The organism is Streptomyces sp. NPDC047453 (genome assembly GCF_040643155.1).
GTDB lineage: Bacteria > Actinomycetota > Actinomycetes > Streptomycetales > Streptomycetaceae > Streptomyces.
Genome location: NZ_JBEYTS010000027.1, coordinates 1 through 12,667, shown reverse-complemented (window position 1 = coordinate 12,667; position 12,667 = coordinate 1). Strand labels below are relative to the sequence as shown.

The following is a 12,667-nucleotide window of genomic DNA, read 5'->3' as shown; positions in this document are numbered from 1 at the left end:
CGGGGCCCCGGACGCGTCGCGTCGGGCTACGGGACCAGCTGCCCCTTGCCGAGGGCGATCACACCGCCCTGGGAGACGGTGTACAGCTCGGCGTCCCGCTCGGGGTTGACGCCGATCGTCGCGCCGGGCGGCACTTCGACGTTCTTGTCCAGGACCGCGCCGCGCACGATGGCGCCCCGGCCCACCCGGACGTTGTCGTGCAGCACCGAGCCCTGGACGACCGCGCCCGGGTCGACCCGGACACCCGGCGACAGCACGGAGCGGGTGACCTGCCCGCGGATCAGGCAGCCGGCGCTGATGATGGACTCGCCCGCGATCCCGCCCGCGTTGAACCGGGCCGGCGAGAGCTGACCCGAGTGGGTGTAGATCGGCCAGTCGCGGTTGTAGAGGTTGAACGCGGGGCGCTCGGCGATCAGGTCCATATGGGCCTCGTAGTACGCGTCGAGCGTGCCGACGTCCCGCCAGTAGCCCTGGTCGCGGCTGGTCTCGCCGGGCACGTGGTTGGCGCCGAAGTCGTACAACTGCGCCTCGCCGCAGGCGGTGAGCTGGGGCAGGATCGAGCCGCCCATGTCGTGCACCGACCGGTCGTCCTCCGCGTCCCGCTGAAGTGCCTCGATCAGCACCTTGGTGGAGAACACGTAGTTGCCCATGGAGGCGAAGACGCTCTGCGGGTCCTCGGGCAGCCCCGGAGGGTCGGCGGGCTTCTCCAGGAAGCGCTGCACGGTCTGCCCGTCCGAACCGGGGGTGATCACCCCGAACGACGACGACTCGGCGCGCGGCACCCGGATGCCCGCGACCGTCACGCCCGCGCCGCCCTCGATGTGCTCCTTGAGCATCTGCCGCGGGTCCATGCGGTAGACGTGGTCGGCACCGAACACCGCTACGTATTCGGGCTGTTCGTCGTGGATCAGGTTGAGCGACTGAAGGATCGCGTCGGCGCTGCCCAGGTACCAGCGGGGTCCGAGCCGCTGTTGGGCGGGGACCGGGGTGATGTAGTTGCCGAGCAGGCTGGACATCCGCCACGTGGTGGTGATGTGCCGGTCCAGCGAGTGCGACTTGTACTGGGTCAGCACGCAGATGCGCAGGATGTCGCCGTTGACGAGGTTGGACAGGACGAAGTCGACGAGCCGGTAGGTGCCGCCGAACGTGACCGCTGGTTTCGCGCGGTCCGCGGTCAGCGGCATCAGCCGTTTGCCCTCTCCGCCCGCGAGGACGATCCCGAGGACCGAAGGTCCACCACGACGCATGGCCGCTCCCCTCACCAGGTTGCCTCCCTCCTGCACCTGAGCAGGAGGGATAGAGCCCTAAGCCTGTCCGAGGATCTCCTCGTAGAGCCGCACGGTGCGCCGGGCGACCGCGTCCCAGCCGAACTCCTCCACCGCGCGCCGTCGTCCGGCCTCACCCATGCGGCGGGCGCCGTCCCGGTCCGCGAGCACCGTGTCGAGTGCGCGGGCGAGCCCGGTCTCGAAACCGTCGTCCACCGGCACGAGTACCCCCGTCCGGCCGTCGTCGACCACCTCGGGGATCCCGCCGACCCGGGAGGCCACGACGGGCGTGCCGCACGCCATCGCCTCCAGGTTGACGATGCCCAGCGGCTCGTAGACCGAGGGGCAGACGAAGACGGCGGCGTGGGTGAGGAGCTGGATCACGTCCGGGCGCGGCATCATCCGCGGAATCCAGTGCACGCCGTCGCGGGTCCGGCTCAGCTCCTGGTAGAGGTCCCGGAACTCCTGATCGATCTCCGGTGTGTCGGGCGCCCCCGCGCACAGCACCACCTGCGCGGCCGGGTCGATGTCCCGTACCGCCCGCAGCAGATGGGGCACGCCCTTCTGCCGGGTGATGCGGCCGACGAACAGCACGTACGGGCGGTCCGGGTCGAGGCCGACGCGGTCGAGGGCGTCCGTGCCGTGGTCCGGCCGGTAGAGGGTGGTGTCGATGCCGTTGTGGATGACGTGCACCCGGGCCGGGTCGAGCGCCGGGTAGCAGCCGAGGATGTCCTCGCGCATGGCGCCGGAGACCGCGACGACCGCGTCGGCGGACTCGATCGCGGTGCGCTCGGCCCAGCCGGACAGGGCGTAGCCCCCACCGAGCTGTTCGGCCTTCCAGGGGCGCAGGGGCTCCAGGGAGTGCGCGGTCATCACATGCGGCACGCCGTACAGCAGTTTGCCGAGGTGACCGGCGAGGTTGGCGTACCAGGTGTGGGAGTGGACGAGTTCGCGGTCCTGGAGCACGGCGGCCATGGCGAGGTCGACGGAGAAGGTGCGCAGCGCGTCGTTGGCGCCGTCCAGCGCGGTCCAGGGACGGTGGCGTACGACGCCGTCGGCGCGGCCCTCGCCCCAGCAGTGCACCTCCAGGTCCACCAGCGGTCCGAGTTCCCGCGCGAGGAACTCGACGTGGACGCCCGCACCGCCGTACACGTCCGGCGGGTACTCCCGGGTCAGTAGTCCCACGCGCACCCGCAACCCCCTGGTCCGAAGCGGCCGGTCGCCTTCATGGTCACTCAGATGCGGCCCGTGGGGAAGAGCCCGGCACCCGGGTGAAGCAGCAATCCCCGCAGAGGCCGCCGCCCGGGACGCGGTAGTAGAGGCAGCAACTGCGCCGCCGGAAGCCGGTGCCGGCGCCGGTCAGCGTGCCGGCACCGGCGAGGAGGGGATGGGCGAGGAGCCCGGCGGCCAGCTCCCGGGCGTGGTCGCCGGCCGCGGTACGGCCGCTGTCGCGCGCCCGGCTCTCCAGCAGGCGTGCCGCGGCCGCCAGCGCGGAGGCCACGTTGCCCCGCAGCAGCCCGGGTGCGAGGCGGTACCGGGCGCGCAGGGCGGCCGCGAGGGGTTCGAGGTGCCCGTGCAGGACGACGTCCGCGAGCGTCTCCGGGTCCGCCGGGCGGGCGCGCACCTCGGTGAGCCACAGGTCGTCCGGGGCGCTGCCGGCGGGGTCCCAGCGGATCAGGCGGGCGTCCAGGTCGGGGAGCCGCCCGTACAGCACGGCGCAGCCGAGCGCGGCCGACCACAGCCGGGCGGCGAGCGCCTGGTGCGCGACCGAGGCGGCGACCCGGGCTTCGGGGGCGCCGATGCCGTCGGCGACCCGGCGGACCCGAACCACTAGGGGATGCCGGTCGGGGTCGGCGGCGGGCGCGGCGTAGGCCTGGGCGAGGGTGGGCAGCGGCCGGTGCGGCGGGGCGCCCGTGCGCAGGACGAAGAAGCCGCCGAGGTCGTTCAGTGCGGCGAGGCCGGGGGCGAGGTTCACGGGAAGCAGTAGTACCAAGGCCCGTCGGGCGGTGCGCAAGGGGTTCCGGCAGGGACTCCGCGTCCTCTGTCGCCCACCCAGGGGAGGACGGAGGGCGGGGCGTACTCCATCGGCAGTAGGACCTATTGACTGCTCAGGGACGACGACGCGAGGCGATCGGCACGGCAGGGTGGTCAACCATGGAAGCCGACCGTTCGTCGCGCCGGGGTCGCCGCCCCAGCCCCACGCGGAGGTGCAGCTCATGAGCGCCCTCGCGCTGTCCGTGCTGCTGTCCTTCGTGTCCGCCGTGGCCTACGCCGGCGGTGCGATCGTCCAGGAGCGGGTCGCGGTGTCCTCCCCCGGCGAGCGGTACGCGCCGCTGCGCCGGCCCGCCTGGTGGGCGGCGCTGATGCTGAACGGTCTCGGCGGGCTGCTGCACGTGGTGGCCCTGGCCTGCGGCCCGCTCAGCCTGGTGCAGCCGCTGGGTGCCCTGACCATCGTGTTCGCGCTGCCGATGGCGGCGCTGTTCGTCGGCCGGCGGGCCGGCGCCGCCGCCTGGCGCGGCGCGATCATGGCGACGGTGGGGCTCGCGGGTCTGCTGTCCCTGGTGGGCACCTCCGAGGCCCAGTCGCTGACCACCGCGCAGCGCGGGGGCCTGGCCGTGGTGACCGCCGGTGTGGTCGGGGCGCTCACGGTCGCGGGCCGGGCGGCGCACCGGCATCCGGCGGTGCGCAGCGTGCTGCTCGCCACCGGCTCCGGCATCGCCTTCGGCATGTCCTCGGTGTTCACCAAGTCCGTCACGGTCGACTTCACCGAGGGGATCGCGGCGTCGGAACTGCCGTCCCTGGCCGCGATAGGCGTCCTGGCCACGGCCGGGATCCTGCTGTCGCAGGCGTCGTACCGGGGCGGTGGCCTGGCGGCGCCGCTGGCCACGCTGACGGTGGTGAACCCGGTGATGGCGGCCGCGGCCGGGCTCACGCTGTTCGGCGAGACCTTCCGCTACGGCACGACGGGCACCGTGCTCGCCCTCGGCTGCGGTGTGGTGGCCGCGGGCGGGCTGATCCTGCTGACGACCGAGCGCATCGAGCGTACGGCTCCGGTCGTGGTGACCGGGACCGGCCAGATGCCCGCCGGGGAGGCGTCGCCCGCCGAGGCGGTGTTGTCTGTCGAGGTGGCGCTGCCCGCCGAGGCGTCCGGGGCCTCCGGGCGGGGCGTGCGGGTGGACGCGGTCGTCGTCCCGGTCCCACCGTCGGCGCGCCAGGAGCACCCCGCGCAGGGCGAACCGCCGCTCATCCTCGGTCTGTTCTACGGTGCCCCGTGCTACGGCGGGCAGTTCTACGCGAGCCCCTGCGTCCCGGTGCCCGTGGCCGACCGGCAGGAGTCCCGCGTCGGATCCTGACCTCCGGCGCCCTGACCTGGGTACGGGTCCGGGTGCGGACACGGGTCCGACTCTGGATACGGGTCCCGGTCCTGTTGCGGCGGGTCAGATCGTGACGCCGCGGGCCCGCAGATAGGCGAGCGGGTCGACGTCGGTGCCGAAGCCGGGCCCCGTGCGCACCTCGAAGTGCAGATGCGGTCCGGTGACGTTGCCCGTGGCCCCCGAGCGGCCGATGCCGCGCCCGGCGGCGACCGACTGCCCGGCCCGCACGGATATCGCCGACAGGTGGCCGTACTGCGTGTAGTGGCCGTCGGCGTGCCGGATGACCACCTGGTAGCCGTAGGCGCCGCCCCAGCCCGCGCTGACCACCCGGCCGGCCGCGGCCGCCTTCACCGAGGTGCCGGTGGGGACCTCGAAGTCGACGCCCGTGTGGTAGCCCTTCGACCAGTGGGCGCCGGTCGCGTGGTAGGGCGTGCCGACGCTGCCGCCGACGGGGGCGACGAGGGTGTGCGGAGTGGCGTGGGGCCGGGACTTGGGCGTGCCGACGGCGGGCTTGGCCTCTCTGGCGGGGCGCGTGGCGGTGGACGGCTTGCGGTGCGGCTCGGCCGTCGTACGCGACTTGGGCACGGCCAGCCGCTGACCCGGCTGGATCAGGTTCGGGTCGGCGCCCACGGTCGAGCGGTTGGCGGCGTACAACTGCCGCCATCCGCCGGGGACATGACGCTCCTCGGCGATGCCGGAGAGGGTGTCGCCGCGGACCACCTTGTACATCTCGGCGCTGCCCGCCCGCGCCTGCGGCGCGGTCTGCGGCCGTACGTCGACCTCGCGGACGGAGCTCTTCGCACTGCGCACGGTCCGCTGCCCGGCCGTGTCCGGATGGACGTCGGGGGCGCCGCCGCCGCGGGCGAGACCGGCCCGGGTCGAGCACACCGGCCAGGCACCGGGTCCCTGCCCGTCGAGCACCTTCTCCGCGACGGCGATCTGCTGGTCCCGGGTGGCCAGGTCCGCGCGGTGCGCGTACCGCGTCCCGCCGTACGCCTCCCAGGTGGAGCGGGTGAACTGGAGCCCGCCGTAGTAGCCGTTGCCTGTGTTGATGTGCCAACTGCCGCTCGACTCGCAGGCCGCCACCTTGTTCCAGGTGGAGGCGTCGGCGGCGTGCGCGGCTCCGGCGCCGATGAGCGGAATGGCCATCCCGGCGCCGCCCGCCGTGACGGTGAGCGAGGCGCGGTTGATCCTGTTCGGCTGGTACCGGCGGTGCCGGCCGCGTACGGCCATCTCAAGCCCCTTCGACATGCGTCAGGAGGGGCGAAAGTAACCGCCGCGAACAGGCCGTGACAAGACGGCTATCGGCCGGTTCGTCACTCCAACTGGCCGGTTGCGGCGCCTGATTGGCCGGACCCGCGGGCCGTGCGCTGAGCCACTGGGCCCCCACGGCGCGTATGGAAGGGTGCCGGGTCCGGATATGCGCGCGCCGTACCGGCACGTCAGGATGGTCGAAAGAGTATGAACGGCGATACTGGCGGGCACGGACGGCGCGACGGACGGAAGGCCGACGACGAGACCGACGGCGGAACCGGCGGCGGACCGGCCGTCAGCGGCACCGACGGCGGCACTGGCGGCGGACCGGCCGACGGCACCGGCGGCGGGGCCCCAGCGTCCCACTTGATGATTCACCGGATTTTCGAGGAGCAGGCGGTATGAGCACTACAGCCCAGATCGGCGTCACGGGACTCGCGGTCATGGGCCGCAACCTCGCCCGCAATTTCGCGCGCAACGGCTACGCGGTCGCACTGCACAACCGGACGGTGGCCCGGACGCACGCCCTGGTCGAGGAGTTCGGGCACGAGGGGGACTTCGTCGCGGCCGAGACCGCGAAGGAGTTCGTGGCGGCCCTGGAGCGGCCGCGCCGCCTGGTCATCATGGTGAAGGCCGGCGAACCGACCGACGCGGTGATCCAGGAGTTCGCCCCGCTGCTGGAGCCCGGCGACATGATCATCGACGGCGGCAACGCGCACTTCGCGGACACCCGGCGCCGGGAGCGCGAGCTACGCGAGCAGGGCATCCACTTCGTGGGCACCGGGATCTCCGGCGGCGAGGAGGGCGCGCTGCACGGGCCGAGCATCATGCCGGGCGGCTCGAAGGAGTCGTACCAGTCGCTCGGTCCGATGCTGGAGAAGATCTCCGCGAAGGCGAAGGACGGCGCGCCGTGCGTCACGCACGTCGGCCCCGACGGCGCCGGGCACTTCGTGAAGATGGTGCACAACGGCATCGAGTACGCCGACATGCAGCTGATCGGCGAGGCGTACCAGTTGCTGCGCGACGTGGCCGGATACTCCCCCGCGCAGATCGCGGAGATCTTCCGCACCTGGAACACGGGCCGGCTCGACTCGTACCTGATCGAGATCACGGCGGAGGTCCTGTCCCACGTGGACGCGGCGACCGGCAAGCCGTTCGTGGACGTGGTGGTGGACCAGGCCGAGCAGAAGGGCACCGGCCGCTGGACGGTCCAGATCGCCCTCGACCTGGGCGTGCCGGTCTCGGGCATCGCGGAGGCGGTCTTCGCCCGTTCCCTGTCGGGCCACGCCGACCTGCGGGAGGCCTCGCGCGGACTGGCGGGCCCGAAGGCGTCCCCGCTGAGCGAGTCGGAGGCGGGCGCCTTCGCCGACCGGGTGGAACAGGCGCTGTACGCCTCGAAGATCGTGTCCTACACCCAGGGCTTCCACGAGATCGCCGCCGGCAGCGCGGAGTACGGCTGGGACATCGACCTCGGCGCGGTCTCCGCCATCTGGCGCGGCGGCTGCATCATCCGCGCGGCCTTCCTGGACCGGATCCGCGCGGCTTACGACGCCCGCCCGGACCTGCCGAGCCTGCTGTCCGACGACACCTTCGCCCAGGAGATCGCGGCGGCCCAGGACGACTGGCGCGAGGTCCTGGTCGCCGCGACCCGGCAGGGCGTGCCGGCCCCCGGCTTCTCGGCCGCCCTCGCGTACTACGACGCCCTGCGCGCCGAGCGGCTGCCCGCCGCGCTCACCCAGGGGCAGCGGGACTTCTTCGGGGCGCACACGTACCGGCGGGTGGACCAGGACGGCTCCTTCCACACGCTGTGGGGCGGGGACCGGTCGGAGGTGACGGCGTAGAGGTTCCGCTTCGCCGGCCGCCTCGGCCGGGAGTACGGGAGTAGCTGCGTAGCAGGCAGAAGACGGTGGGCGGCTGGGGAGCCGCCCACCGTCTTCCTTCGTTTTCCTTCGTTCGCGGGCGGGGCGAGGGGCGGGTACGCCTGGGCGGTACCGGGGTCGGGTCGGTACCGGGGGCGGACCGGGTCCCGGGTCAGGTCGGACGTCAGGTCAGGGGGCCAGGTCCGGTCCCGAGGCCGGGTCAGATCCCGAGGCCGGGTCAGGCGTCAGGTCAGGGGTGGTCCCGGCTCCGGGTTCGGGACCGGCTCCGGGCCCGGCGGGATCGGGGACGGCGGGGGCTCCGGAGGCAGAGGACTGGGCGGCGGGCTGGGGATCGGGCCCGGGGGCGTGGGCGGGATCGGGCCGGGGCCTGGCGGCGGGGGCGGAGGCGCGGGAGGCGGGGTCGGGCCAGGACCGGGTGGTGGGCCCGGCGGCGGCCCTGGTGCCGGAGGGGGCTCCGGGACCGGGGGCGGCTCCGGTGTGGGCACGGGGTGCGGTTGCGGCTGCGGATGCTGGGGGTCCGGACCCGGCATGGGTGAGGGCGAGGTGGGGTCCGGGTACGGGTCGGTCATGGCGTCCTCCGGCCAGTCGGTCGACATCGGCTCTGGACTACTCCCCCACCTACCCGACCCCCGCGCCACCAGTCACCCGACGGGGGCACGGCGAGCATCCGGGCGGACCCATGGGTGACGGGCGGCCTGTTCGGCTACGCGAGGGTGTCGAGCGGTCGGGCGGGGCCATGTCGTGCCGCGCGTGCCGCTGCCTCGAAGCCCGGTCGCGGGCTGGAGAGGACGGGGACCGCGGTCGTCGTGAGGTGCTGGGCGGGAGCCATCGAGGCCTGGGCGAGGACGATCGCGTCGACGTCGGTGACCCGGTCGGCCACGGTGACCACCTCCCGCACGTATCCCTCGTTGTCGCCGGCCTCGAAGCGGGACCATGCGGCGTCGACGACCACGGGGCGGACGGTGACGGTGCGCCCGGCGCGGCGGGCCTCCTCCTCGATGAGCACGGTGGTCGGCGCGAGGGTGCTCGCCAGCGCCGCGAGGAGGACCACCCGCGGCCCGGCGGCGACCGCGGCGGCCGCCATGGGGCGGTCCACCCGCAGCACCGGCACGGCGAGCTGCGCCGTCCCCGCCTCCTCCGCGACGCCCCCGAGGGTCGAGCAGGTGCACAGGACCGCCCTGGCGCCCTCGGCGACCGCCCTGCCAAGCACCGCCCCCACCGCGTCCGTCACCGCCGCCGGACCTTCTCGGCGGGCCCGGCGCAGCAGCTCCTCGTCGACGAAGTGCCGTAGCCGGAGGCCGGGGTGGGTCTCGTCGCGCAGCGCGTCGAAGACCGGGACGTGCACCGGCGAGGTGTGCAGCAGGGCGAGCATCGGCCGCTCAGAACCTTTCCGGATGCGCCGCGAGCCACTCCCGCGCGGCACCCAGCAGCTCGGGGTCGGCCGCCGGGGCCTCGTCGCGGTGGCGTTCGGCCCACTTGACGACGTACGAACAGAGCGGGGTCACGGCGGCGCCCTCGCGCCCGGCGATGGCGTACAGCTCGCGCGTCAGCGAGCCCGCGATGCCCCGGCCCTCGCGGGCCGGCTCCACGATCGTGTGCACGGCTACCATCGCGCGCCTGGGCCGTTCGAGGACGAAGTACTCGATGCGGCCGACGACCGCACCGCCCTCCACTGCCTCGAGGCGTCCCGCCGTCCGGTCGTCGCGGATCTCGATGTCGCTCACGGTCACGCTCCTGGTCGGTCAGCTCGATACGGCCTGCGGGCTGCGCTCCTGGTCGGAACCCGGCACCGGCTCGGAGGCGTCGGCGCCGAGCGCCACCATACGGTTGTCCGCGTCGACGTGGACAACCCGCGGCTGAAGGGCCCGCGCCTCGGCGTCGGTGACCTGGGCGTAGCTGATGATGATCACCAGGTCTCCGGGGTGCACGAGATGTGCGGCTGCCCCGTTGATCCCGACGACCCCGGACCCGCGCTCCCCCTCGATGACGTACGTCTCCAACCGGGCGCCATTGGTGACGTCGACGATGTGGACGAGCTCACCGGGCAGCAGATCGGCGGCGTCGAGCAGGTCCGCGTCAATGGTCACGGATCCCACGTAGTGCAGGTCGGCCTGGGTGACGGTGGCGCGGTGGATCTTGGACTTGATCAAAGTTCGCAGCACTTTGGACTCCTGTAGGACGGCTCCCTGCCAGCTTTCTGCAGGTCAGGGGCGTCGTTCACTGTACATCGGCGTGCCTTCGACTCGAAGACTTTCCACAACATCGTGCGCCGTGGCGAGCAGGCTTCTCACCTGCGCGATCTGCGCGAATCAAGCTGCCGCGGAGCCGTCGGCCAGGAGCAGGTACGGAAGACTGTCCCGGTCTAATGCTGATTGGATGCTGACTTACCTGATGACTCATCAGGTAAGTCGAGGGAACCAGAGCAAGGTGCTACCGAAATTGCACTCGTGGTGTCGTAGGGACTGACGGCGGGTCGTCTGCTGCGGTATCACCGGGGCATGCAGTTTCCACAAGGGGGCGGGCTGACCGCCGAACGCCAGCAGTTCCGCGAAGGGTTACGGATCCAGGCGGCGGAGCGGTTCGCCCTGGGTGAGGCGAGTGCGGTGATCGCCAAGGACCTAAGTCCTCGACGTTCGCGATAAGCAGTTCTCGCGTGGTGTCAGAGGTGACGTTTTCCGCGACGTATGCCCAGAGGCGATTCCGGTACTCAGCGGTTGCGTCCACTTGCTCCTATGTCAATCAGGCTGCTTGTTGGAGAGATGAGCGGTCGGTGAGGATGCGGGCGTGGTTGAGAAGGGCTCGGCAGACGACGTCTGAGAGCCGCCGTCGCAGGGCTCGTATCGCTTCACGTTGAGGGTGCGCGGTGTAGAAGACTGCAGCGCTTCCTCGGGCATGCTCGCCCGACTGCGCCGTGGTGTCGGCCCGGCACCGGTTATCAGCTGCGGTCTTCGATGCTGCTGTCGGTGATCGCTCGGAACAGCTCGCGAGCCCGCTCGCAGAACTGCTCGACATCCGTGATGTCCGGCTCCTCACCGTCCGCCAGCATCCGGGCCTGGAGCTGCTCAGAGCGCAGCCCGCCGTAGCGGGCTCGCACCTCGGCGGTCACCGGCTGGACCGCGATGTGCAAGTGCTTGCGTGCGTCGCGGCCGTGCGACCACATGCAGACGTAGGTCTGCTCGGGCGGGTGGCCATGGCCTGCTCGCCGAGGGCCCGGATGCGGGCGTGCACGGCGTTGACCGCGCGTTGACCTGCCGAAAGGCGATCCCACCACGCCGCGAAAGGGCACCCGAATGACGCTGCCCGCGCCTTGGTAACCCTTGTCCACCCAGCAGGCCAGGCCCGCCTCAGTGAGGACGTCGATGATGCCGTGGGTGCGGGCGGCTTTCCGCCGTGGACTCAGGCGGTCACCTGGACGGATCTGCCAGGACGCGCTCCGCGCCCGGCCATGGTTTCGTTCCTTGCGGAACTCCCTGCACGTCCGGGCGCGGGATACGAAAAAGCGGGAGAACGTATTACGCTCGATGGTGAAGTCATCGACGAGCAATACGGAACATTTCCTCCGGAGCTTCACGGAGGAAATTCGGGATCACGTTGTCCGGGTTCTCACCGTGCTCCCGCGATCCTGAAGAATGCGGTTTGGTTCGTCACGCTCGATAAGAGGCGAAAGGAAGGTGGGTCATGTGGGTCAGCCGCGGATGAACGAAGAGCGCTTCTACCTCTATCCCATGAAGCGTGTGGCCGCCGTTCTGGATGACGAGGACCGGTATACGGCTACCTGTCATGACTTGGAACAAGCCGGGATCAATCTGGCGGAAGTGAACGTGCTCAAGGGTCCGGAGGGGCGGCGGATTCTGGACAACAGGGGAACGTCTCATGGGCTGCTCGGCCGCCTCATGCGTCGGCTGCAGCACGGGGGCTACGAAAGCGAAACGCTGGCGGTCCACTGTGAGGCCTTGAGTCAGGGCAAATGGCTGATCTTCATTCCGGTCCGGGGTAAGAACGAAGTCAGGAGGACGGTCGACATCCTCCGATCGCATGCGGGCAGCGAAATTTTCCACTTCCGCCGGTGGGCAGTGCAGTTCTTTCCCCCGAATTATCGCTTGAAGTCGTAGGGAATGCGGCGCCTTTCGTGCCCTACGGACGTCTCAGCACCGCACCTCCGAAGACGGGCAGCGTCAGCTTCAGCCATTCGGCCTCCAGTTCCTCAAGCGGTGCGGGCCTGCCCGACGGTGTTGCGCGAGGGTGTCCTCGGGATGCGGTTCTGTCGCCCGCCGTGCGCCCTGGTGTTCCCGGAGCCGGCAGAGGAGGCGGACATGGGGCATGCGGCCGCCGGCCTGGACGATCTGACATGTCGAGTTGCAGTTGGTCGGCGGCGCCGTTGCCAATGCGTACCGGGGCTGATGCCCGGTAGCCTTCCCAATGATCCAGCGTCTCCTCCCCCAGATCCCCTGAGCCGTCCACCCGATACATGACCTTCAGGGGATGTCCTCCCACACCGGGTTGTTCCCGGACGCGGTCGCCCATCCAGTCCGTGAATGCAGCGGCTTCCTCGGTGAAGCCCATCCCGAGGCCCACATGAGCCGGGCCGCCCGCAGCGCCGGTCTCACCTTCCTCAACATCAGCCTCAACGCACGCAACGAGTGCCCCTGCGCTCAGGTCCAGCACCCGGGTCACCTGGGTCACGTTCTCGGGAGAACCAGCCGGCCACGTCAGCACCCCCCTTCCCCACCATCGAACTAGCTCTGGCGGTCACCTGCCTGTCGATCACACGAGGCAGCACCACAGTCACAGACCGTCGATGGGGCACGAACAAGGTGCTGGACCTGCTGGGGGACCCGACTCTGCAGATCGGGCTGACGCTGCTCGTGCCATACGCCTCCTACGTGCTGGCCGA

General features: G+C 71.5%; 12 protein-coding genes and 2 pseudogenes. 4 read left to right on the top strand and 10 right to left on the bottom strand.

All coding sequences use genetic code 11. The features are described 5' to 3' along the window. Positions 1–26: 26 nt before the first annotated feature. Genes glgC through ABZ818_RS23015 form a run of 3 tightly spaced genes read right to left on the bottom strand, consistent with a single transcriptional unit; the run spans position 27 to position 3,240 of the window. Positions 27–1,247 (bottom strand): glucose-1-phosphate adenylyltransferase, encoded by a 1,221-nt coding sequence (gene glgC / locus ABZ818_RS23025; protein WP_361417582.1) that lies wholly within the window; start codon positions 1,245–1,247, stop codon positions 27–29. A gap of 57 nt (positions 1,248–1,304) precedes the next feature. Then, a complete protein-coding gene (glgA, locus tag ABZ818_RS23020; protein ID WP_361417579.1) occupies positions 1,305–2,456 on the bottom strand; it encodes a glycogen synthase in 1,152 nt (383 codons plus the stop codon). A 40-nt stretch (positions 2,457–2,496) separates the two neighbouring features. Next, positions 2,497–3,240, bottom strand: a complete 744-nt coding sequence (locus tag ABZ818_RS23015) for a (2Fe-2S)-binding protein (protein WP_361417575.1) — start codon at positions 3,238–3,240, stop codon at positions 2,497–2,499. 241 nt (positions 3,241–3,481) lie between these two features. On the opposite strand from ABZ818_RS23015, the gene ABZ818_RS23010 reads away from it, so the two are divergent. Continuing rightward, positions 3,482–4,618: a DMT family transporter gene (locus ABZ818_RS23010; protein ID WP_361417572.1), complete on the top strand. Its 1,137-nt coding sequence runs from the start codon at positions 3,482–3,484 to the stop codon at positions 4,616–4,618. Positions 4,619–4,702: 84 nt separating this feature from the next. Here the strand turns inward: ABZ818_RS23010 and ABZ818_RS23005 are convergent, their stop codons facing one another. Continuing rightward, the gene (locus tag ABZ818_RS23005) at positions 4,703–5,872 is read right to left on the bottom strand and encodes a transglycosylase family protein (RefSeq protein WP_361417569.1); all 1,170 of its coding nucleotides are present in this window, start codon (positions 5,870–5,872) and stop codon (positions 4,703–4,705) included. A 228-nt stretch (positions 5,873–6,100) separates the two neighbouring features. On the opposite strand from ABZ818_RS23005, the gene ABZ818_RS23000 reads away from it, so the two are divergent. Next, positions 6,101–6,298 (top strand): hypothetical protein, encoded by a 198-nt coding sequence (locus ABZ818_RS23000; RefSeq protein WP_361417566.1) that lies wholly within the window; start codon positions 6,101–6,103, stop codon positions 6,296–6,298. Next, positions 6,295–7,734: an NADP-dependent phosphogluconate dehydrogenase gene (gene gndA, locus ABZ818_RS22995; protein WP_361417563.1), complete on the top strand. Its 1,440-nt coding sequence runs from the start codon at positions 6,295–6,297 to the stop codon at positions 7,732–7,734. Before ABZ818_RS23000 ends, gndA begins: the two co-directional genes overlap by 4 nt. A 742-nt stretch (positions 7,735–8,476) precedes the next feature. Here the strand turns inward: gndA and ABZ818_RS22990 are convergent. The 5 genes and pseudogenes from ABZ818_RS22990 to ABZ818_RS22970 form a co-directional block, all read right to left on the bottom strand. Then, a complete protein-coding gene (locus tag ABZ818_RS22990; protein ID WP_361417560.1) occupies positions 8,477–9,145 on the bottom strand; it encodes an aspartate/glutamate racemase family protein in 669 nt (222 codons plus the stop codon). A 7-nt stretch (positions 9,146–9,152) separates the two neighbouring features. Further along, entirely contained in the window at positions 9,153–9,497 is a 345-nt protein-coding gene (locus ABZ818_RS22985) for a GNAT family N-acetyltransferase (protein ID WP_361417557.1), read from the bottom strand. Between the two features lie 18 nt (positions 9,498–9,515). Beyond that, positions 9,516–9,935 (bottom strand): aspartate 1-decarboxylase, encoded by a 420-nt coding sequence (gene panD / locus ABZ818_RS22980; RefSeq protein WP_361417554.1) that lies wholly within the window; start codon positions 9,933–9,935, stop codon positions 9,516–9,518. 773 nt (positions 9,936–10,708) lie between these two features. Beyond that, positions 10,709–10,879: a hypothetical protein gene (locus ABZ818_RS22975; RefSeq protein ID WP_361417551.1), complete on the bottom strand. Its 171-nt coding sequence runs from the start codon at positions 10,877–10,879 to the stop codon at positions 10,709–10,711. 77 nt (positions 10,880–10,956) lie between these two features. Next, positions 10,957–11,158 (bottom strand): annotated as a pseudogene (locus ABZ818_RS22970) (IS5/IS1182 family transposase); the annotation flags it as partial. Positions 11,159–11,453: 295 nt separating this feature from the next. Here ABZ818_RS22970 and ABZ818_RS22965 point away from each other — a divergent pair. Further along, positions 11,454–11,885: a hypothetical protein gene (locus ABZ818_RS22965; RefSeq protein WP_361417548.1), complete on the top strand. Its 432-nt coding sequence runs from the start codon at positions 11,454–11,456 to the stop codon at positions 11,883–11,885. 235 nt (positions 11,886–12,120) lie between these two features. Here the strand turns inward: ABZ818_RS22965 and ABZ818_RS22960 are convergent. Continuing rightward, positions 12,121–12,342: pseudogene (locus ABZ818_RS22960) on the bottom strand (glycoside hydrolase family 15 protein); the annotation flags it as partial. Positions 12,343–12,667: the final 325 nt, after the last annotated feature.